Origin of the sequence: Rhizobium tibeticum (assembly GCF_900110205.1) — a bacterium.
In the GTDB taxonomy this organism is placed as follows: Bacteria; Pseudomonadota; Alphaproteobacteria; order Rhizobiales; family Rhizobiaceae; genus Rhizobium; species Rhizobium tibeticum.
In genome coordinates this window covers 1-22,141 of sequence record NZ_FOCV01000052.1, presented here as the reverse complement: position 1 = coordinate 22,141, position 22,141 = coordinate 1, and the positions used below count along the sequence as shown (strand labels likewise).

Genomic DNA, 22,141 nt, shown 5'->3' with positions numbered 1-22,141 from the left:
GACCGCGGGCATTGAAGCGCATAACCCAATCGCGGACAATCTGCAGGGTCACGCCTCCGATCCTGGCCGCGTCGCTGCGTGAATGACCATCATAGATTTCGGCAAGGGCAAGAAGCCGCCGAGCCTGTGCCGCATCCTTCGTGCTCTTGGCCAATGCCCGCAGGGCAAAACCGTCGAAGTCATCGCGCAGTGGAATTCCCAATGTCATCCGCAAACCTCCGTTTGCGACATAGATTCAGAATTCAACTGATTTGGAAACCGCAAAACGAGTCAGAGACCGCTCACGTTGGTATAAGGGGGGTCGTTTTCCCGAAAGATCGGGCCTGTGAAAATGGTCAGCCGCTTGTCTGTGCTTTGGGCTTTGTCGAGCAGGTAGTCTTCGAGATTGCCCCAGTCGATGTCATTGTAGGTTTGAACCTGCGGGGCTGCATTGGTGTAGTGGAAGGTATCTTCTGCGCCTATTTGTGACTCGACCAGCGCCTGGTCCTTATCGGCCGCGCTGCTCCAGCAGGGATCGAGCAGCCGGACCTGGTGCCCGCGACTGAATTGCACGGGGTCTTTTCCCTTGTTTTTTTCGTAGAATTCTCCATCGGGCTGGAATTCGGCGGCGATCCGCGCATCGCGTCGCCACGTGTCCTTGCGCGGGCCGGGGTGGACCAGCTTGTTGCCGTCGATATTGACGGCGGTTCAGCAGTGGAAACTTCCTGTCCGCTCGGATGACAGATGTGAAATGATGGTACGCCAGTTCGTGTCCGGACCCATCCAGCAACGGCGCAATCTGGTTTTGGGCCAGCCATGGTGCGTAGATGTCGGAAAGGTCAATCCGCGCGCTGAGGAAGAGCGGATCATATCCGGTGACGCCGGCCCAACGCTTGAGCGCCAGCGGTTTTCGGTCCGCTTCAAGCAGAGGGTCGCCCTGGATGCCACCTTGGGATAGCGACGGCAGCCCGAGCGAGTTGTCGAGTCGGTCTAGCACGAGGCCTGCCTGTGGCTGTTCGAAGCGTTGTTGTTCGAGCAAGCCGAAGATCGCACTGATGCGAACACCTTCATTGGCGATCCACACAGGTTTGCCTTCGGGCCTTCCTGGCTTTTTTGGTTCGGGTACTGCCTTGTGATGCAGGGCCAGCACCTGCCATTGGTCGTTGAATACCGGAGCGCCGGAGGAGCCCGGCTCCGTATCTGTGGAGTAGTGGATGAAATGATCAAGATTGACGTCGGGCGCCGCCTGCGGGTCGAGGACAATGATCTGGCTTGCTCGAATGGCAATCTGCTTCGGCTCGCTGTTTGGATGCTGGATGATGGTGACCCGCTCGCCATCGATCGCCTTACCGGAAAGCGGGAGCAGCGGCAGCCGGCCATAACGGTCGATCGGTACGCCCTCATCCGACAACGGCGTAACCGCGACGAAGGTGATGTCGAGTTCGGCGTTGGTGTAAAAAATCTCGTGCGGACGCAGATTAAATCTGACGCCCTTGCTCAACACACCATCGATATCATGCTCGTAACCGAATTCGGCTTCGCACTGACTGGCTTCGTCAGCGTTGCCGAGGACGTGATGGTTGGTCAGCAATAGGCGTGGCCCGACCAGAAACCCCGTTCCATACCAGGCGCCACCATCGCTTGGCACTTTGATCCGGCACACTGCCGCGGCCGCCCGCCGTCCGCGATCGAGGAAATTGATCGACATCAGGTCGCTTTGGCCGATGATGCGCTCGAAACCGTTCGGATCGCTGCGCGGAGATTCAAGGAAATTCTTACGAGCGGAAAAGCGACTGTCCGCTTCAGCGCGGGTTCTCCTCAAGACGCGCTCTTCAGCCGGAACATAATTGGATTCGGCGAGCGCTACCTTTTCCACCTCTATGGAAAGTGTGGTCGATTGTGTAGCGACGATGTCCTTCTCGCCATCTGACGCTTCCGGATCCTTTTCCATGCCATGGTCTCCAATCTTGGAAGCAGCGGTCTTGGCTTTGGCGGTCGTCTTCTCGGTGGCGAAGCGATGGCAACACGCCGCCCGATGTCGTGCCAATGATTGAAGCATATTTCACGCTGAACGCGAATACGCTTTTTCATTGTCCCGTTCTGTGTGACGGCGATCTTCTTCGTTAGATTTGACAGATTTATAATAATCTGCACGAAACAAGTATCTCCGATGCTTTTTGCTTGTGAGTCCGCAAATAAAGTGAAACAGGTATTGCACGCCTGACGCGAAGACCGCTATCGGCCTCGAGGGGGCCGGCGAACCATGCGGCAGCGGGAAGCTTGCGCGACTTCGTCGAGTCATAGGGGCAGGTATGACACAATCACTTGTAACAAGTGCGATCCCGTTCGGCATCGACAGGGCCGATTACGTCGATGCAAAGCTCAAGGAATTCCGGCCTCAACTGTTCGGCAAAGAAGGGCTCATCCGCAGCGCGCTGCGCGATCAGGGTGTGCATTTCATGTCGATCACCGTGGTTCGTGGCGATGTTGGAGAACCGACGCATCTGGTTTTCGAAATGTCGGTCGACGGCGAGCCGCAACACGCCTTCGATACGGTCGGCACGAAGCTCGCATCATTCGTCAGTGACATCCTGTCGGTGGCAGCGATTCAATCGACAGGCTCGCTCAGCCAGCTTCTCGCATCTCACCATGTTCGCACCGGCCAAGGCCTGCTCGATGTCCCGGGCCTCGACTTCTGCGGCACGCCTGGGATGACAGTGGCGCGGATCAAGCGCGAATATCTGCTCGCCCGCGAACTCCGTTCCTACTTTGACACCCACCCGGCCGCCGGCGCCCTGCTAGCCACCGTTGCGCGCGTGCAGGATTTCGTCAAAGCCAACGCCGACCTGGCATCGTTGCTTGATCCCGAGCCATTTCCCCGCCTTGCCACCGAAGAGCCGCCTCGTCTTGATTTCGGTTCCATACTGTCTCTTGCCTTCCGGGGGTTGCTCAAGTTTTTCTGGCCGGTTCTTTGTCTGCTCGGGCTTTTCGTTGTCGCCGTGACGATCGCGGCTGGCTTTTCGCAAGGGTTCGCGGTCGGAGTGATCGCCCTTTTTCTGTCGACAATCATCGCCGCCGTGGGCGTCGTGGCGGCCGTTGTGATTGTCTACCTTGGCCTGCGCCGGCTTGAGGTCGCCAACACGCCGGTCGACACCTCGGTCAATCCGAATGTGATGGCTTCGTTGACCGACGCTGAAAATCTCAAGGATACGCAGCAGAACCATCTCGCCGGCATTTCGATCATGCAGGCCGGGCTGCTGCGCGGCCTGACACTCAGGATTGCCTTCTGGGTGATCGGGCAGATGGCAACGAGGCGCTTTCGGCCCGGATTTCTCGGCGATATCAGCACGATCCACTATGCCCGCTGGCTGAAACTGCCGAAGACCAACAAGCTCCTGTTTTTCTCGAACTACGGTGGTAGTTGGGAAAGCTATCTGGAGGATTTCATCACCAAGGCGTCGGGCGGCCTCACCGCCGTCTGGAGCAATACCGTCGGCTTCCCGCTTACCGAAAACCTATTCTTTAAGGGAGCCGCAGATGGCTATCGTTTCAAGCGCTGGGCGCGCCGCCAGCAGCAGCCGACATGGTTCTGGTACAGCGCCTATCCACACCTGACGACCGCGCGCATTCGTACCAACGCCGCAATCCGCCAGGGACTTGGAACGGTATCAACGGAAGACGAAGCCGCGGCGTGGCTCGGACTGTTCGGTTCAAAGGTAAGGCCGGCGACGTTGATCGAGACATTCGAGGTCCAGACGCTGCTTTACGGCGGCTTGAGCAAACACCCCTACGCGACATGCCTCGCGATCAGGTTGTCCGACGACCCCAAGCGAGCTTGTGCCTGGCTGAAGTCGATCGAGGATCAGATCACCTTCGGAGATCAGCCACCCGCCGACAAGGTTTTAATCTGCGCGTTGACAGCAGATGGCCTAAGACGGTTGGGCTTACCCTCGGATGTCCAGGATGCTTTCCCGAGTGCATTTCGTTTGGGCATGGGTTCGCCCGGTCGGGCCAACCTGCTTGCCGATACCGGCGACGACCAGGCCAAGCAATGGCTGTGGGGCGGTCCGGAGAATGCAATCGATGCCGCGCTGCTCATCTATGCAGACTCTGAACCTACTCTCGTCTCATACGCCAGGGAATCGATCTCAGGCATCGATGCCGCCGGCGGACAGGTGGTACATCGGGTCACACCGACGCCGCTGCCACGGCCAAGGCCGGGTGAAACGGCAGTGCAGACGGTGCGAGAGCCGTTTGGCTTCGCCGACGGGATTTCGCAGCCAATCATCAAGGGAACGCGACGCTGGACGCGCCGGTCGGACGCTATCCATGCGGTCGAGCCAGGGGAGTTCTTGCTGGGCTATCCCGACACGCGTGGCTTCTTTCCGCCGGCGCCACAGGTGCCGGCTGCGATGGACCTCGGCAATCTTTTGCCGCTGGCTGAGCCTATGCACTCACGTGGCGCACTCCAGCCTGATTTTGGCAGCAACCGCGCTGCCACCGCGCGAGACCTCGGACGGAACGGCACGTTCCTGGTCATCCGTCAGCTTGCGCAATATGTCGATGTCTTCAACGACTACGTGGGCGAGGCGGCCAAACGCTACGCCGATCATCCAGCAGTGCCCGATCAACTCGATCCAGAGCTTTTACCGGAGTGGATCGGCGCCAAGATGGTTGGTCGTTGGAAGGATGGCTCTTCGCTGGTACGCTACCCGCATGCTCCAGCGACCAGAAAGCAGAAGGGAGGAAATTTTCGGCCCGACAACGATTTCCTGCCCGGCGCAGAGGACCCGCTTGGCGAGCGCTGTCCCCTCGGGGCGCACATTCGCCGCTCAAATCCTCGCGATAGTCTGGCCCCGGCCTCAAAGGATGAACTTACAATCGTCAATCGTCATCGCATCCTGCGTGTCGGGCGAAGTTTCGATGCATTTGGCGCCAATGATCCAGAGGAACCAAAGCCCGGCCTTCTCTTCATGTGCCTCAATGCCGACATCGAACGCCAATTCGAATTCGTTCAGCAGACCTGGGCCACGGCTTGGCAGTTTCATGGATTGGAAAACGAGGTCGATCCCATCACTGGCCGTGGCGGGGGCATGGGACGGCTGACGATACCCTCTCCGCGCGGCCCGCTGAACCTCACCGGAATAAAGGATTACGTGCGGATGCGCGGGGGAGCTTATCTGTTCATGCCAAGCAGGAGCGCGGTCCGGTTTCTCGCACGTCTTAGCAGCGACGGGCGCTAGAACGCCGCCGGCGCGTGGGGGCCATTCCCGCGATAAGCAGATCTTGCTGAGCACGAAAGACGGAGGTGATGGACTCATCGATGACATGCACGTCGCTGACAAATAGCTGCGCACCGCAAGACTATCCATGAACCCGGAGGAGAAAATGCTGACACGTTCGATATGCATAACGCTCATCTCGATGGTCTTACCGATGCCGGCAGTGGCGGCGGAATTCACGCTCGGCAACTGGAACATTCAAACGCTGGTCTACCCAGGCGACCCCAACACCGTCTTTCCCGATGACCATATCCGCTCCAGCCAGGACTATGCAGACCTTAAACACTGGCGTGATGCAGTATCCGCGGACCTGATGTTTCTTCAAGAGGTAACCAGCCCGGCCGCGCTGGACGCGGTCTTCCCGGTGGCCGAGGGATGGGAGCATTGCATCAGCGGTCAATTCGCGGAGGCCGAGGGCCAAACCATCGCTCCAGTTTGTACCAAGAGGGGCATGACCGCCGTAAAACCGACGACCGCGACGCGCGTACAATATCCGGCAGTGGCCTTGCGGCCGAACTCAGAACTGAAGATCATCTCCGCCGCAGACTACAAGCCACTCGATGTCACCTTTGACGACAACGGAACGATCCGCCGGATCCGATGGGGCCTGGACGTCACCATCCGGTCGCCGGCCGGGTCGACACTGCGGGTCCTCGATGTTCATCTCAAGAGCGGCTGCTTCGACGATTTCATTAGTTTCAGGCTGTGGAGCACGGATCCGGCGGCCGGCCAGCCGGCCAGCCGGGCATGTGATACCCTCGGACAGCAGATGTATCCGCTTCGCAAATGGATCGAAGCGCGTGAAGCCGCGGGCGAAGCTTGGATGATTGTCGGGGACTTCAATCGTCGTCTCGACGCGCAGCCAGGCGCGATCCCAGATGAAGTCTGGGTTGCACTGAGCGGCTATAGCGCCGATAAGACTGGTCACGACAGGGATCCGCGGTTCGATATCCAACTCTTCCGTCAGCCGTATGAAAACATGTCGACATGCTGGCGCGAGTTTCGCCAGCCGAACCCATCCGGTATCGCTAATCCTGACGCCTATAACATTCTCCCCATCGAGTTCTTCATTTATGGCACACAGGCCGCGACCATGATTGTGCCGGAATCGGAAAAGCAGTTTCCCTGGGCCAACCCGACGCCGGCCGACAAGACGCGTCTTTCCGATCATTGCCCCAGCAGCTTGACCATCAAGATGGATTAGGAGGACCGGCCATGAACATGCGATGGAATTGCGCACTAGCCGTTATGCTGGCGGTGATTGGAGCCCCGCAGGCAAACGCGGCGTCGCCGACGATCCGAGACGAGTTCGATGCCGCCAGCGTTTCAGACAACTGGTTCTCATGCGGCCGGGACGAAAACAGTTTCACCTTCGGCAAATTGGCAGGCGACGCCAGATCTGCCGCAACACAGGTCGTCAGGGGGCTGCCGCAAAATAACGTGCTGGCCTTTGCCTGGCACCCGAAGGGATGTGCCCGGGAAGATGGTTCCTATGATCGCGATGGCAGCGAACGCTCTGAGCTATGGGAAGCCCAGGAAATCCTGGCGCCGATCGGAACCGATATTTGGTACCGCTTTGATATGTTCGTCGACGACAGCATAACGCCGACCACCGGACGATTTGTCATCGGCCAGTGGAAGCAAATGAATTCTCCGAAAGACGCACCTGTCCTGGCCCAGCGTTTCAACGGCCGCGCCTTTACCGTCTCCCTCGAGCAGGACAACGCCGATCCGGACCGCGACCCGAAGAACGTCCTCTGCCGCGTCTTCATTGCCTCGCAAGAGACCGCCCCGGTCGAACCTGGATTCGGCAGCCCACATACGCTCGTCAAGCCGGCGCAGGTCTTCTCTTTGATGAAGATCCAGACGCTGTCGGTCGGGCACGACACCGACGATCTCGCCCATGGAACAGCACCGTTGTCGCTCCCGGGCTTGACCGGCTGTGCGCAGGGGTTGTCGGTCACCCGCTACAATGCGCTGCCCGATCCGTTCGGGAAATGGACCACGATGGTCTACCACCTGCGCCTGGTGTCGGACCAAACAGGTCTGATCGAAATCTGGGCTGACGGCAAAAAGATTTCCAAGACCGAGGGCGTCGTTGGATTCAAGCCGTTCCTGGCAAAGGAGAGCCAGTATTTCAAATTCGGGTCGTATCGCAACCACGCGGAGTTCGAAACGGTGACGCGCCTTGATCACTTCGTCCGCAGCGAGCGGAAGGAGGATGTCGATCCGGACGGCACGCTCGCGCCACTTTGATCGACAACGGCTGGCACAGGATCGTAGGCATGCGGCAACAACGAAATAGGGCGGAGGCTGACGGCAATGATCACACTGAACAAACCAGCATCACACAGGTCATCCGAACTCTCGCGAATTTTTCTCATCACTTCCGCGTTGCTGGCCCTGCCGTCCTTTGCAAAGGCCGGGAATGCCCTTGAGAATGCGATCAAAAAAGCGCAGCCATGCCAGGCTCTGAAGGTAAAGACCGGTTCTTCACCATCGGCGTAGATCGATTCGAGAAAGTTGAAATCGAAGAACTCGCCTTCGACGTGAAGGGGGATGTCGCGATGGCAAGAGCCATCGGTTCTCTGACTTGCCGGACATCGGACGCGGCGGCACTGAAAGGCAACGTTTCCGCCCGACTTAGTTTCGACGCGGAAATGAACCTCGCCACCTGCGCGGTGAGCCGCCGGGAGATCAAGCTTCTTTCCACCGGCGGAACATTCGGCGACGTTGTGAAGGCGCTCGGCGAAGAGATTTCTCGATCGCTTGGCGATGGGCTGTCCAAAGAGGCGAAGAAATTGTGCCAGTAGCGCATGCAACAGCAAAAGGGAGAGCTGCCGATGAGCAAAACATCCACGGAAGATGCCGGAGCGTTCCTAGAGGATCCGGTTGTCCGGCTTGCCCTAATTACCCTGGCGGGACTCGTTCTTGCCCTATGGATCGCACGCGCGCCGACAAGCTTTAACGGCAAACTCCCTTTGATCGGCGACTATGTTCCTCTCAAATTGAATGCCGTGCATTTCATCATTTTTGGTCCTCTGCTCACGTCTTTGGTCGCCGGTGCTTTGTGGTTCCAAGCGGCCCGCCCCGTGCAAGTGCACTCTGATAAGCTGCAATCCGGCGACGCAGGTCGCGACGCAATCGCGCTTCTGGTCGTCTTTGCCCTTGTCGTTCTCGTATCTGCTGCATTATCGCTGCAGTATTTTCTCACCTTGGCGCCGGCGGAGATGTGCCCAACACGGCCGCATTACGACTTCCTCTGGACGAATGTGCCTGGACCAACGCGCATCACCCACTGCATGAGCGGCACCGAGGAAATAAACATGGAAGCGCCTTACTATTTCGAGCCGCAGATCCTCCAATCGTGGGGACATGTCCTATGGCCGGTTCTGACAACGTGTTTGCTCATCGGAACCTGGCGTCATGGCGTAAAACTAGGGCCGTATAAGGCGCAAGTGCTCGCCTTTGAGGTGATGGGAATGGAACCGCTGGCCCAGCTATTCCGCAGACAACGGTCTTGACCGGAGGCGAACCATCGACGCGCTGTTCGCCAATGAGGGTCTCGAACCGAACGAACCTCCTCCCTCGCATCTGATTATCCCGCCCTGCTATCCACCGCCTTCCTCGGACAGCATTCCAGACATTCAGTAGCTATCCGGGCGTCCTGCATTTTGTCCTTGTTGCAAAAGTCCGAATAATCAATATAGTTCCTATACTGATCCAGTGCGTTTGGAGAATATGGTGGAAGCAGAAAGCAGCGGTTTGCGGTGGGGAACGGAACAGCGGTTGGAATTCATTGAGTTTCGGTGTTTCTGGGAGGGCGGCATACGTCGTGGTGACATAACGGACACATTTGGCGTATCGGTTCCTCAGGCTTCAAACGACTTATCGCTCTATCAGAAAATGGAACCTGAGAATCTGCGTTACGATACGCGTGAGAAGCGATACGTCCCGACCTCGTCATTTAAACCTAGATTTCTAAATCCAAGTGCGAATCGATATCTTGCGCAGCTCAAATCGCTTGCCGATGATGTGATCGGGCTTGAAGAAACCTGGATATCTCATGCTCCGCCGGCAGATTCCTTGCCGATACCGTTCCGCTCAATCAAGCCCTCGGTGCTAAAAGCCATGGTTGGATTGATCAGAGGCCGGCAATCCGCCGAGATCTATTATCAATCGATGAGTTCCAATCGGACCAACAGCATCTGGCGCCGCATCACGCCGCATGCTTTCGGAAGTGACGGCCTTCGCTGGCATGTGCGCGCTTTTTGTCATTTGGACGGGGCGTACAAAGATTTTATCCTGTCACGGTGTGAAGAGATCCGAAACGAGGGGCCGGCAGGGGGGCTCGATCTTGATGACAAGGACTGGAATAGTTTTTTCGAGGTCATCCTCTGCCCAAATCCCGCCCTGTCGGAACAACAACGCCGAACAGTGGCCCTCGATTACGCCATGACCGACGGTAAAGTTCGCATGCCCGTCCGATACGCGATGCTCTACTATTTCCAAAAACGGCTCAGACTTGATGTCAATTCCGCAGCAGATCGGCCTGCTGAGAAACCGGTAATCGTGGAAAACTGGGAAGAATTCAAGTCCGCTTTGCCGCGTGTCGGGACCTGATCTGGCCATACACCTCAAAATGGATTTATCGTAAGCCGGTTTCTAGGGGAGGTAGGGCGTGGGCGTTAGCGTTAAAATTGATTCGGTTGTCGATCGCGAAACTTTGCGCAGTCCGATACTGGCGTTGCCCCACGAATCGATGCCGCATGGTTCGAGGATTGGATACCGATTTCCAATCGCCAAATTCGGCTGTTCCACGACAAATGGGGACCACGCGTTCAAACCATAACCGGCTTCCCCTGGCCGGTCGAACGGCCCGAACTGGATGAAGTTTTCAGCCTCCTTCCTGAAGCAACGCGATACCCCTATTTTCTTCGTCTATTTCTGCGAGAGATCGAGCCTGCCAACGAACGGAAACGTCCCTTGGTCAAACGGCTTTTTAGGCGGTATGTCGAAGCATGCCGAAGCATTGGCGTGAAACCGGCTGCTTCTTCAAACCAAGAAACGACGCGCCAGCAACTGGCCGACCTTGCCGTGAAGGGCCGCGGCGAGATCGCGACCGCTGTGGTCATTCTTGAATGGTCCGCTCTTGCTAGTCCCGACAAGCCACTGTCGATGTACAACGTCGCAGAAGCTCTTCCGGATCTCCGGGATTACATTCTAACGCTGATGTCCTGTTCGTCTTCAGAATTTGCACGCCTCAGTGTTCCTTCCTCGCAAGAGTCAAAAGCTAGCGACGACGCAATTTCTCGCGAAGTGGAACCATCGGTGTCGCAGGGTGAAGCGACGATTGAGCCTGACGAAAATGCTATAGAATTGGACGAGGAAGACCCAATCGCGTGATGAACGCGTGGGCCTGCGATCTTGAAGCCATCTCCAATCTGGCGTCTTCTGCCAAGGCGGGCGAGCCCGATTCAGATCTGGTCGACGAGCTCCGTTCTCTTATCAGCTCACTTGAGAGCCACGTCAGCTATTACAGGCAGTTTAGGGGACAACGTCCGACCGCAGAGTTCACTGCTCGGATGCAAGAGGCTCTCCACGAGGTGAGACGCGTCCTGGTCGAACTCGAACTATTGGCGGATGATCTTGCGCTTTTGGTCGAGCGCGTGTTCGATGCAGCTGCTTTGATCCCAATCAAAGCGCCTCTGGAAAACGTGCTTGAAGCAGAGCGTCTGTTGGAAACCGCCCAGCTTGCGGCGCAGCATGTACGTGAGACACACGCGCAGTACCAGGCGCCGTCTACGCTTCCACCAAAACAATATCTCCTCCATGCCCAGTCTCTCCTCGAGACCATCGAGCACTCGGCCCGTCTTGCCTTCGAACGTTGCGAAGATGTTGTCGCTTTGCTGCGATCAGGCGGCGTGGTCGGACAAGATCATAGCGATCGCCCTGGCGAGGTCAAAAATGGCTCAATCGAGAGCAATGCCCTTGCCAACCCGTCTGAGTTCCCCGACGCAGCTACATTTCTCCACGAGGACGACAACCCTTTCGAGATACCTTCACCCGAGATTGCCGAGGCGTTTGAAGAGCCCGCAATCGATCCGTTCGTGGCCGACATCAGATCCAAGGCCTCTGATCTCTTCGCGCACCAGGAATGGGGCCTTGGGTATCATTTTGCCCGTGCGTGCGAAAAAATCATGCCGGCAGCGGATATTGCATTCAGCGCGGACGAGTTGAAGATCATCGCGCTCGGCCGGGAAATGATCGGCTCAAAGTATGAGCCTGAGGGCTTTAAGGACTCGCTGGAAGCATGTGCGATTATCGCCTCCGAAATCGCCGCATCTGAGATGAGTAGGGACAAAGCACGGCAGGTCGCGCTCTATGCTGCCGTGATCCCCACTGCCTTGTTCAACGTGTCCGAAAGTACCAACGCGTTCGTCATTATCGATCTTCTTCAGACGAATAGCAGTTGTTCCGCCTTTTTTCGGATTCGCGAAGTGTTGGAGGAAAACCGAAAGTCCAATTTCCCGCTGACCTTTCAAAGCATCGCAGCGGCTGGGGACGCAAAGGCCGATCGGTCCTATCTGGAAGAACGCCGGCAGCGAATATTGGAGAAAATAAAGGCCTTCCAGTCGTCGAACTTCCGGTTCGCCTTAGGACAAAAGGTCAAGAAGGAATTGTTCTCCTCGCAGGGCGAACTCAATATACTCATGATGGCCATGCAGACGGCGCGAGCAAGTGCTGGCGCCGCAAGGTTCGCAGCCGAATTCGGCGACCGCGCGCGGATCATGCAATCACTGGAAAGACTTGCCGAGATTGTGGGCCATGGCCAGGTCATCGATGGTGCCGCACGAGAACGGTTGGTCGCATTTCTCTCCGATCTTGCTTCTATGTGCCAGGACTTTACCGATGCAACACGGCAGGCAGACGAGTTTCAGGCGACTGCGGGCCGCAAGGTTCTTGTCCGGCGTGTAATAGACGGTCTCGTGGCAGGAATCGATCATTTTACGGCTCACTGCCGAAGGACGAAGACGATCCGCTTATCCGCAGCGCCAATCAATATGCTGGAGACGTTCTGTCAAGCCTAGCCAGTGTCCTGCGCGGCGGCCAGGCGCCGGATTTCGATCGGTCGGCGGTCAACCTTGCGCTCCATGTCCCGCTGTTTTGGCTGCCGAAAATGACATGGAGTCACGCCTGGATCCCCTCCCCGCAGACAGTCCGAAGCTCATCAAAGCGATCATGGACTGCGACCTCCCCCGCCTCCGCCATGCCAAAGACGTGGAGTTCAGGCAGACGGTAGAGCAGCGATGCCAGGAGGACGCGTTCTTGGCGGCGAACGCACTTTTGCAGTTCTGGAAATACTTCGATGTGAGTGGAGCTGAGTTCGAGGGTCTTGAAGCGCGCGTTGCAACGGCCGAGAGCGTCCGCCGCGGTCAGCTCAACACGCGGTATGAAAGCGTCGCCGCCCTTCTACAGAAGGTCCGCCGCATGGCACTCGGCAGTTTGAAGGGCGCCACCGATCTCGAGGAGAGCCTTCGTTCGGTGATACGAAACAAACCGGTCGACGAGCTTGCGTGGGATTTCATGCCCGAGGAGGTGGAGGGCGTGCGGGTAACCGACGTCAATGCGGCTTTCGCCCGCCTGATCGACTTAGAAGAACAGGCGCGCAAACTCTTGGATGAAGGAAAGGCCGCACTCGCAACACGGATAGCCGAACTCTTTGCGTCGGGCGACATCAACGACGGGGAACGCCAAACCCTGCAAAAGCTCTTGGACTCTGACGATCTCGCGACCCTCTCTGATTGGGTGGCGATGTTTGCACCGGCGAAACAAGACGACCAATTTTAGAGGCTGGCGTTGCGAATAAGGACCTCGCGCGTTTCCGTTCTATCCTCGCCAATATCAAGGGAGCCGATCTCGTTCAGCTTGGCCAAAGCCTTGCAGCCGGGACCGACGATGGTGTCTTCGGCATTTCAAGGCTTGGCTACGAGCAGCGGGACGAGGCAAATGAAATCCTTAAATCGTGGCAGCATTTCAAGCGCCAGATGAAATCTGGGCTTGGAAGCCCACAACTGTCGGCGAATCTTTTGGCGCTCCTGTCCCAAATTTCATATGACTGCCAGCTTGTAGAAATCAATAAAACCAAGAGCGACGACCGACAACTTGTCGTCATCGACGCGACGATGAACCTGCCGTTTGACGTTTCATCGCTCATATTGCCGGATTTCGGTAGCATGACGTCAGGCTCGTGGCAGATTGCGGCCGCCTACAACTCCGTTTCGACCAGCGACTTACTTGCTCTATCTGAAGGAGCAGAAAATCGGGGAACGCTGGTTCTGTACTTTGGATCCCTACCAGCGGACCGCCGCGACAGCCTGAAACTCGAGTGCCTTCGCCGCCGTCGCAAACTTCTTGTCGTCGATGAGATCCTCCTCGTAACTGTTTTGACGATGCCGGAGCGGCGGCGTCTAGCGATGTTCGAACTTGCTCAAGCCTCGACCGTTGCGAAGCCCTATCAGGACTACGGACGCTCGCAAGTTCCGCCGGAAATGTTCAAAGGGCGCGCGAAAGAATTGGCAAGCATCATGGATCCCTTCGGATCTTACATCGTATATGGGGGGCGTCGACTCGGCAAAACTGCGCTCCTTCGGCATCTTGCACGTCGAGCTCCGCCAAACGCTCAATTTGGCTACATCGACTTGGCGGATTCGTCTTCCAAATCTTTGTGGGAGAAAGCGTCTACTGTCCTCGGCGGCATCTTTGCCGGAAAGGCTGTTTTCACGCCTGAGGCATTCGAGCAAGGCATCAAGGACTATCTGCAGGCTGATGGTCGTCGAAGAGTTCTGCTCATGCTCGACGAGGCAGACAACTTTGTCCGCCAGGAAGCAAAAGAGGCGCAACATCACCACGTCTTGCGACTCATTTCCCTGATGAACGACACCAATCACCGGTTCAAGTTCATTCTCTCGGGGCTGCACAACGTCTCGCGCATCACCAAGGCAGAGAATTCCCCGCTCGCGCAAATTTCGAACGATCCTGTTCGGATCGGTCCCCTCGTCAATGGCGACGCCGGCGACGCGGAGGCACTCGTGCGCGTCCCACTGGCGGCACTTGGCTATGAATTTGCCAATCGAGAAGATGTCTGGCGCATCTTGAGCTTTGCCAACTACTATCCAATCCTCCTGCAAGTGTTCTGCCAGGGTCTGCTCGACATCATTGAGGACCATCAAAAGTCCACAGGCAAGCTGGTCTGGAACATCACGTCGGCGATGGTAGATCGTGCACTGAACGATCAGCGCATCCGAGCGCAGCTTTACGAGAGCTTTGAAAAGACCATCAAGCACATCGAGCAACGATATGAACTTCTCACTTACATCATCGCGGAACGCGCGCTGATTGATGTCGGGGAAGGCATAGATGGTGATGGCATGACGACCAGCGAGGTGGCCGAACGTGCGATCAAATACTGGCCCGAGGCCTTCCCGAAGGGAAGTGACCCGGGAGAGATCGATTATCTCCTCGACGAGATGGAAGGATTCGGCATCCTTCGCCGAATACCGGCAGGTAAATGGGGTCTCCGCTCGAGGATGCTCCTCGATCTCATGGTCACCGATGAAGAAGACCTTCTTGCCCGCATTTACAGTTTCCACGGGCGCGCACCGGAAGATCATTTCGATCCGAAGAACGCGCGTTCGCGGCTCACCGTCGGCGGCGGCTCTGACAGCGAAACGCGGATTTCTCCGCTGACCGACGGCCAGGAATCAGCGATACTAGATGCAAAGATCGATCCTGCCGCCACTTTCGTCATTTTCGGGCCGCCAGTCGCGAATGTCGAGCATGTTTATCTAGCCTTAAAGCGAACGAATAATCCGCGCTTGGTTATCGAGGCAAGAGGCTGGCGCGATCGGGCGGACCTGATAAGCGATATCAAGCGGGCACGGCAGGATGACCAGGTACTTGTCCTAATCATCTCGCACCTAACAGATTGGAACCCCGATTGGGTTCGAGACGCGGCCAAGCAACCTAATGTTATTCGCGGGCGCGTTCGACTCGTCTTTGTCGGTGGAGCACGGCATGCCGACACTATGGTCGCAAGCATTTCCCTATGGGATGAAGCTGCCACCACGGGTTCAGGTCGAAACATTGAAGCCGTGGTCGCGATCTTACATTGCTGCGAAGCTGGACATGATCAATAGCCTGAAACCGCAAACTATAGACCGGATACTCGAAGTGACAGGCGGCTGGAACGATCTTTGTCAAATGCTTTTCGCTTCCGCGTCTTCGAGCACGATGGTCTCAAAATCACTTCAGGAGCTGTCGGCTTCTCTGACCGTGGAAGACGTTGTGACTCGTTTTGGCGTGCCGGCAGAATACATCAATACATTCCAAACAGTCGCGGAATTGGATGGCGAAACGCCAGAAATGGTGTTGTCGTTACTCGATGACCAGCCTGCGGCATCCTCGGTCGTGCGCTTTGGTCTGTTGATGGGGATATTGACGATCACGGCTGCCGATCCCAACAGCGGATCCGCCCAAATTATTTCGATGAATAGCATCGCTAAGGTGATGTTGACATTAAAGCTTTAGGCGGTCCTATCATGGAGTGGTGGAATCTCCCCGGGCCTGCACGTTTCATCTCCGATTTGCTGGCTAGCCTCCTGCAACGAGGCATTGCGCTAGCAGAATGTCCGCGGCCGTTCCCAGAGGGGTTGCTGGACGCGATCGGCGTTGCCGCCGATCACGATTTCGCTCTTTCCGCCATACGCATCCGGGCGACAGACTTTGCTAAGGATGCTTCAATCGTTCATTCGCTCGCACGCGGGCACGGGTCCAGCGGCATTTCGATCGGTTCGATCGCCGAATTCTTGGCCTATCCCGAATTCTCAAACTCGATTTTTGTAGTGGAGGGGTTCGATTCTAGCGCTATTAGTCAATGGAGCGCATTGATCAGAGCCGTGCTTTACGAGCGAGTGAGGATCGGTCACGATGGCGGACCCTATCTGCTGGTCCTGCCACCTGCAGGGCTGAAATCTATTCCGGCCTGGCGCTCGTCGACCTGGTTCCGGAGTGGAGATTTATATCAGCGATCGCGCAAGATTCGGTCTTCGAGCCGGACGGCAAAACCTTTGTCGATATCTATCTCAAGAGCCGGGGCTTCAAGGAAACCGCGCGCAGCAAGGCCAATCTGAAGGCGATCAGCACCTCCGCCATCAGCCTTTACGAAGTCAGCGAGGTTGTCCCCGGAAAATCCTTCCTGGCGCGCGATCTCTTGCGGGGTGGCGACCCAGTGGAAGTCACCGAGGGAACGGCCACCCGGACCTTGCGGCAATGGGAAAAGATCGCCGCCCGCATCGTCCATGTCGGTGGCACAAATGTCATAACCGGTGGTGTTCTTCCCTATTCCATGGAAGCGTCAGAAGCCTTGCTCGAAGGGCTCAAGGAATTCTCGGGCAAGAAGAAGCGATCCCGCAAAAAGCTGATCCTCGATGACGACACCTTGCGCCTGGCAGCCCCACTGTTCACCCACGCCTGGCTGTTCGACACCTTGCCGAAAGTACTCGGCGACAGTCAGCCGCTCGTCTGCAACAGCGATGGCGATGACATCGTGTTTCATGAGGTACGCTTTCCCATCGAAGTCGACATCACCGGGAAAGTCATCGCTGATCGTTTCGCTGGAAGAGACGATCTCCGCCAGGAAAATCCACAGTTCTGGAACTGGCTCGGGCGGCCGCCGGCCAAGGGCACAGCCAGGCCCGGTCACCCGGACGCGCTTGTCGCCGGCGTCACCATGGAAGACGGCACGCCAGTCCTCGGCAACCTCGAAATCAAGGGACGTTTCCTCGTTCTCATGGTCAACTCTGCCGAGCGAGCCCAAAGAGGCGCCGAGCTAGTGCAAAATATCCTCGGGAAAATGGTTCGCGCGCCTCACCACAATCCAGACCATCGAACAGCTGAAAGCCGCGCATCAGGGCAAAAGGCCATCGGCAGACGATATCCCGCCCGAAGTCGCAACTCCGCTCGTCCACGCCATGCTCGACAAGCAATATCGCGCTACCCTGGACGAGCCGGTCGGCATGCTCGGCGATATCTCGCCACGCGCAGCAGCCCGCACCAAAACCGGCCGGCAAAAAGTCGCCGAATGGCTCAAATATCTCGAAATGCGGTCATCGTCCGGACTAAACCCGCAAGACCCCATGGCCACCTACGACTTCTCATGGGTCTGGAAAGAACTCCACGTCGAAGATCTCAGACGATAACCCCTTGTGACCGGTTTTTACACGTATCCTGCGCCAACCCGATGATCGCCCAGGGCTTGCCGATTTCCAAAATCAATCCGCGCCTTGTCCGGCGTTTTGCCGAAGCGACCGGCAGGTTGGCCAAGACGGATCGGGTTGATGCTGAACTGCTTGCCCGCTATGGGCTGCTGCTTGATCCGCGTCTTCTGCGCAAAAATACGCATGTGCTCAATGATTTGAAGGAACTACACGTTGCTCGCTGGCGTTGTTGAAGGACAGGACTGCGGCCAAAAACCGCGCAAAGAACCTGACCCAGCTTCTGCTCAAACGGCAAAACGATGTGCGCCTCAGGCAGATAGATACCCAGATGCGACAGATCGATGAGGCCATCATGCGATTTGATCGATGTCGATTATAGCCTCAAGGTGCGCTTCGATATCCTCGTCTCCATTCCCGGCATTTCCACTGTCACTGCTTTCACGCTGATCATCGAAATGCCCGAGCTCGGAGAGCTCGACGAAAAGGCCGCAGCCTCCTTATGCGGGCTAGCTCCGATGAGCCGACAATCCGGACGATGGACCGGACGTGCTTTCATTGCTGGCGGAAGGGCCATCGTTCGGCAAGCGCTCTATATGCCAGCACTTGTCGCAGCCCGCTTTAATCCAGATCTCAAGGCAACCTACAACGCGCTTATCGGGACTGGAAAACCGCCAAAGGTTGCCATAACTGCAATCATGCGAAAACTTATCGTCCTCGCCAACGCACTCCTGCGCGACAACCGATCAAAAAGCCGCTTGATCAAAACGGATACTCTAGTTCGGTATTCGGTCTTGATAAACATCGAATGCAGCAGCGACAGCACGCAACATAAAGCGGTGCTCCTGTCGAACCCGAACGATACCCTTCTCCACGTCCAAGATACCGTCCTCCGCAAACATCGCTAGACGCTCAACTGAATTGAGAAAAGCGATCCAATCAAAGCCATGAGCACGGCATATGCCAGGGACATCAGCTTCCAGATCGCACATTAACCGCTCGATGATTGCGGCTCTCAGCCGATCTTCGCCGGTTAGACGATAGCCCTTTGACGTAGCAATACGGCCAGATGCGATGTTCCGGCTATACAAACTTTGTGTAAGTTCGTTTTGCACGTAGCCGTCGCCTACACGGCCAATAGCTGATGCGCCGAAGCCGATCACGGTTGTGCAGGTGTCGGCCGAATAGCCCAATGAGTTACGCCGCAATCGGCCGGCCTTCTGCGCCAACGCAAGCTCATCGTCCGGCAAGGCGAAATGGTCGAGCCCGATCGGAACGTAGCCTTCCGCAATCAGGGTGTTGGCCACGGCCGTGGCCTGATCCGCGCGGGCAGATAGGTCCGGTAGTGCCCCCTCCTCGATCAAACGTTGGTTTTTTCTATAGGATGGAACATGTGCGTAGCCGAACACGGCAAACCGACTGGGGCGCATGGCGGCAGCAGCTCCCGCGGTCTTGACGCAGGACTGCACCGTCTGATTTGGAAGACCGTACATCAAGTCAAAATTGATGCGGTTTATGCCATGGCGGCGCAGTTGATTGACCACAGTAGCCGTCTGCTCCTCGCCTTGGATCCGATTGATTGCTTTTTGAACAACGGGATCGAAGCTCTGTACGCCGATGCTCGCTCGGTTTACCCCGGCCGCTCCAAAGGCTTCTGCCATCTCGGCGGTGAACGTGCGCGGGTCGATCTCCACGGCGATCGTCGCCGTCTTTCCGAATGCGAATCGGCGACGCAGAAGTTCCATGAGGCTCATGAACTCCGCCGGCTTAATGATGCTTGGAGTTCCGCCACCGAAATGCACGTCACCCACGGGCAGCGGTTGCGTCGTCTGTTCCGCAACCAAATGGATTTCCTGACGCATCAGTGCGACATAATTGAGGATCGAGGCGTCCTGACGAGTGATGCTCGTGGGAAAGCCGCAATACCAGCACATCGATCGGCAGAATGGTATGTGGAGATATAGCGATACTGAATCGTCGGACGGAAGACCTCTCAGCCATTCCTCATAAGCCTTTGCGCCGACCGCCGTCGAAAATCGTGGTACAGTTGGATAGATGGTGTACCAAGGCAGGTGAGCATCATAGTACTTTGTCTGGAGTGAGCTCTGCACTGATTATCTCCCATGCTGATATCAGCCTATCATCCGCTGGCGTGGCGAGATTTCGACCGCTTTGACTTCTAGATCTACTCACTAACCTGCATTAGCCGCTTTGCGCTGACCGAGAGTCTTGGACCTTTTTGAGAATTCGTCAGACACATAGCGATGAAATCGCCTTCATCTGCCTCATCTGTAGGCCGTTTTTTGTACCGGATTTCGTTCATCAGAGGGGGTGAGCTCGTCGGACGTTGCAGCGCACTCTTCTGCTGCAACGTCCCACGAGCTCACCCCTCTCCCTATATTTCTCCTGCACCTGTACCAACCTGCTCAGAGCCTTGAAAAGAACTCGAGGATGTAATATCGAGCTGGGCTCGAGGTTCGCAAGGCGGATCGCCACGCAGCCAGTCCTGCGCGTTTATCGACGGAGCTGGAGAGCCAATACGCAAATCACAAGTCGTCTATGTTCTCCACGATGTTTATCAGCGCTTAGTGCGCTATGACGAGGACAGTCTTTGCACGTACGAGGTCGCGCGGCGTTGATCTGGATCAATCATGCCCACGAAACTTCAACAGCGACAAAAAAATCAACCGCGCTTGTCACACCCGTGCATCCCATCACAAGGGGGTCGAGCGACGGGTAGAGACCCGTAGCTCGACCCCGGTCGGGGACCTTGGCGTTGGCGAGGATGTCACTTAGCAATTAAACGGGCGAATGCGGCTGTTTCAGCCGGATTTGGCATTTAAAGATGAGAATCCGAGGGGCGGGATTCTCGAATTAACTGCAACTGCGAAGACCGACCTTCGGGCAACTTCGTGGAAGCGCGCTACGCTGATTTGCCCCTGCCTTCGGTGACACTTCATGAGGCCGTGGCGGCGCGACGCGCGCTGCTGGTCGGCTGCCGTCTTCTTGGTTGCTGCATCCACCAGTTGACGCTGCGCGACTGCCGTGCCCACGATGGCGCGGGTATTGATTTCCTGTCGCCCTTTCGTACGACGCGGTGGTGCAGGAAAGCCAAAAACGAACGCGGATGACCGCGGATGGGGCTCGCTTCGCGGCATCGACTCCAGCAAACCTGTGCCCTTTGTCGAGGACACGGGGCGAGCTGGCATGAACAACGAAATCTCCCACCTGACCGCGAGCGCCGCGGCGCGATACGCGGTCGCTCGACTGATTTCGAGCTCGGTCGCAAGCAGTGCCACATCTCCGGCTGTGATCTTGCCAGTCCGGTGCTTCAGGAATTCCCGAATCGCGTCTTCGCGCCGGCACGCTTCATCCCAAAGCGCATCGACTTCATCGGGAAGTCGGTCGCTCATTGCAGGAACACCGTCGATTATCTCGACTGCCTGATTCTCACATTAAGTGACAAAATCCAAGTCGCATTCTCAAATTAAGGACCGATTCTCAAAATCAAATGTCGTGGAAACGCATTGAAGTCATTGGTGCGGAAATCTCGTAATTAAATGGCAAAAGACAGCTTTGTCGCAGGTGCAGGACGCCGCCTTGGAAGAGTGGCAAGCGGGCCAGGCCCGGCAAGTTGGCTTTGAGCAGCCCTTGGCCGAGGCGCGCCGAGCCGATCCGGCTCCTGTCGCGAGTGGCGCCCATGATCGCCACTATCCCCATCTGTCCAGCGAACACCGGCACCTTATTGATCCGGCGATCACTCACGTTTGCAACGGGTTCGCGATGCGGAGCCCGTGTTCCCCGGGCGGTTCTCAGGAGCCCGGGCGCCGGGCTGCCCCGTTGACCAGGTCAGACGGCGTTCCCGAGGCGCTCCGGCCGCTGTTCGATGATCGAGCCGACGAGCCGCCATTCGCTTGACACGTCATACGAGCGGGTTCGATCGGCCTGACCGTATATTCCAGGGCTGTTGTGTCCCGCAATGGTCAGACTGGCAAGAGCGCGGTGATGGTCTTCTGATGAAAATGCGCCTCGCGACCACGTCAAAACGTGCCCTTTAGCCCGAAGGAGATCGACATCGACTCGAAGTTTGCCCCGGCCTCATCTTGTACCCAGGGGGAGCGTGTGCCCTTCGCGGTGTCGTCTGTTAGCATGTTGCCGCGCTTTTGAAAAATCCGCTCGAACGAACCGGATAGATAGAGCGAAGCACCTGGCGTCACCGCATAGCTGACGGCGACATTGGCGCCGATTGTCGGTGCCGGAGATATGTCATTCCTAAAACGCAGGTCGCGCACCCAATGGTCGTCGATGTCCTTGATGCCGAAGCTCAAGCCGCCCTGAATGCCGCCGCTGATGGTAAGATCGCCGACGACGTGTTCGCCGCTCAGGCTGAGGAAGCCAACCGGAATCTGTTGCCGGTAGCTGATGCCTTTTCCGCTTGGGAATGTCCCGGATAGGTCGCGAAAAGAATCATCACTCGAATAGACGTAGGAGCCGCCATAGGCCGTCCATTTGACGTCGGTATAGCGGGCACCGGCGCCGACCGAAAAACTGCTGGTCTCGTTGCCGTAGATGATCCGGTCGATCTCGATCGATCCGGCGATATAG

Annotated in this window: 19 protein-coding genes and 2 pseudogenes; 15 read left to right on the top strand and 6 right to left on the bottom strand. The window is 57.0% G+C overall.

What is annotated here, in order from left to right:
* The 3 genes and pseudogenes from BSG20_RS31305 to BSG20_RS37990 form a co-directional block, all read right to left on the bottom strand.
* On the bottom strand, positions 1 to 208 hold a 208-nt coding region (locus BSG20_RS31305; protein WP_342030084.1), incomplete at its 3' end, for a helix-turn-helix domain-containing protein.
* A 62-nt stretch (positions 209 to 270) separates the two neighbouring features.
* Positions 271 to 660, bottom strand: a complete 390-nt coding sequence (locus BSG20_RS37995; RefSeq protein WP_244551827.1) for a DNA/RNA non-specific endonuclease — start codon at positions 658 to 660, stop codon at positions 271 to 273.
* A 517-nt stretch (positions 661 to 1,177) separates the two neighbouring features.
* Positions 1,178 to 1,687 (bottom strand): annotated as a pseudogene (locus tag BSG20_RS37990) (trypsin-like serine peptidase); the annotation flags it as partial.
* 604 nt (positions 1,688 to 2,291) lie between these two features.
* Between BSG20_RS37990 and BSG20_RS31295 the strand changes: the two are divergent.
* The 13 genes and pseudogenes from BSG20_RS31295 to BSG20_RS38550 form a co-directional block, all read left to right on the top strand.
* Complete coding sequence (locus tag BSG20_RS31295; protein ID WP_072381546.1) at positions 2,292 to 5,222, top strand: Dyp-type peroxidase; 2,931 nt, start codon at positions 2,292 to 2,294, stop codon at positions 5,220 to 5,222.
* Between the two features lie 145 nt (positions 5,223 to 5,367).
* Entirely contained in the window at positions 5,368 to 6,465 is a 1,098-nt protein-coding gene (locus tag BSG20_RS31290; protein WP_072381548.1) for an endonuclease/exonuclease/phosphatase family protein, read from the top strand.
* Between the two features lie 11 nt (positions 6,466 to 6,476).
* A complete protein-coding gene (locus BSG20_RS31285; RefSeq protein ID WP_072381550.1) occupies positions 6,477 to 7,517 on the top strand; it encodes a heparin lyase I family protein in 1,041 nt (346 codons plus the stop codon).
* A 206-nt stretch (positions 7,518 to 7,723) separates the two neighbouring features.
* Entirely contained in the window at positions 7,724 to 8,074 is a 351-nt protein-coding gene (locus BSG20_RS31280) for a hypothetical protein (protein ID WP_244541488.1), read from the top strand.
* A 3-nt stretch (positions 8,075 to 8,077) separates the two neighbouring features.
* On the top strand, positions 8,078 to 8,785 hold the full coding sequence (locus tag BSG20_RS31275) for a hypothetical protein (protein ID WP_177309910.1): 708 nt from the start codon (positions 8,078 to 8,080) through the stop codon (positions 8,783 to 8,785).
* Positions 8,786 to 9,002: 217 nt separating this feature from the next.
* The gene (locus BSG20_RS31270; RefSeq protein WP_072381552.1) at positions 9,003 to 9,884 is read left to right on the top strand and encodes a BrxR family helix-turn-helix transcriptional regulator; all 882 of its coding nucleotides are present in this window, start codon (positions 9,003 to 9,005) and stop codon (positions 9,882 to 9,884) included.
* 363 nt (positions 9,885 to 10,247) lie between these two features.
* A complete protein-coding gene (locus BSG20_RS31265; protein WP_072381554.1) occupies positions 10,248 to 10,667 on the top strand; it encodes a hypothetical protein in 420 nt (139 codons plus the stop codon).
* Positions 10,664 to 12,352, top strand: coding sequence for a hypothetical protein (locus BSG20_RS31260; RefSeq protein WP_143147565.1), 1,689 nt, complete (start codon positions 10,664 to 10,666; stop codon positions 12,350 to 12,352). The genes BSG20_RS31265 and BSG20_RS31260 overlap by 4 nt, the downstream gene beginning before the upstream one ends.
* 151 nt (positions 12,353 to 12,503) lie before the next feature.
* Positions 12,504 to 13,112, top strand: coding sequence for a hypothetical protein (locus tag BSG20_RS31255; protein ID WP_143147564.1), 609 nt, complete (start codon positions 12,504 to 12,506; stop codon positions 13,110 to 13,112).
* On the top strand, positions 13,067 to 15,460 hold the full coding sequence (locus BSG20_RS31250; protein ID WP_072381560.1) for an AAA family ATPase: 2,394 nt from the start codon (positions 13,067 to 13,069) through the stop codon (positions 15,458 to 15,460). The genes BSG20_RS31255 and BSG20_RS31250 overlap by 46 nt, the downstream gene beginning before the upstream one ends.
* Positions 15,450 to 15,851, top strand: a complete 402-nt coding sequence (locus BSG20_RS31245) for a hypothetical protein (RefSeq protein WP_072381562.1) — start codon at positions 15,450 to 15,452, stop codon at positions 15,849 to 15,851. The genes BSG20_RS31250 and BSG20_RS31245 overlap by 11 nt, the downstream gene beginning before the upstream one ends.
* A gap of 346 nt (positions 15,852 to 16,197) precedes the next feature.
* A complete protein-coding gene (locus BSG20_RS31240; protein WP_244551826.1) occupies positions 16,198 to 17,772 on the top strand; it encodes a DUF7986 domain-containing protein in 1,575 nt (524 codons plus the stop codon).
* Positions 17,773 to 17,880: 108 nt separating this feature from the next.
* Positions 17,881 to 18,171 (top strand): annotated as a pseudogene (locus tag BSG20_RS38550) (transposase); the annotation flags it as partial.
* Between the two features lie 141 nt (positions 18,172 to 18,312).
* Here the strand turns inward: BSG20_RS38550 and hemN are convergent.
* On the bottom strand, positions 18,313 to 19,647 hold the full coding sequence (gene hemN, locus BSG20_RS31230; RefSeq protein ID WP_072381568.1) for an oxygen-independent coproporphyrinogen III oxidase: 1,335 nt from the start codon (positions 19,645 to 19,647) through the stop codon (positions 18,313 to 18,315).
* 801 nt (positions 19,648 to 20,448) lie between these two features.
* On the opposite strand from hemN, the gene BSG20_RS37115 reads away from it, so the two are divergent.
* Both BSG20_RS37115 and BSG20_RS37110 read left to right on the top strand, forming a co-directional pair.
* Entirely contained in the window at positions 20,449 to 20,667 is a 219-nt protein-coding gene (locus BSG20_RS37115; protein ID WP_072381570.1) for a hypothetical protein, read from the top strand.
* Positions 20,668 to 20,673: 6 nt separating this feature from the next.
* Entirely contained in the window at positions 20,674 to 21,027 is a 354-nt protein-coding gene (locus tag BSG20_RS37110; protein WP_244551825.1) for a hypothetical protein, read from the top strand.
* Positions 21,028 to 21,043: 16 nt separating this feature from the next.
* Here the strand turns inward: BSG20_RS37110 and BSG20_RS35945 are convergent, their stop codons facing one another.
* Entirely contained in the window at positions 21,044 to 21,301 is a 258-nt protein-coding gene (locus BSG20_RS35945; RefSeq protein WP_072381572.1) for a hypothetical protein, read from the bottom strand.
* 275 nt (positions 21,302 to 21,576) lie between these two features.
* Positions 21,577 to 22,141, bottom strand: a 565-nt coding sequence (locus BSG20_RS31215; protein ID WP_143147563.1) for an omptin family outer membrane protease, incomplete at its 5' end; no start/stop codon positions are given.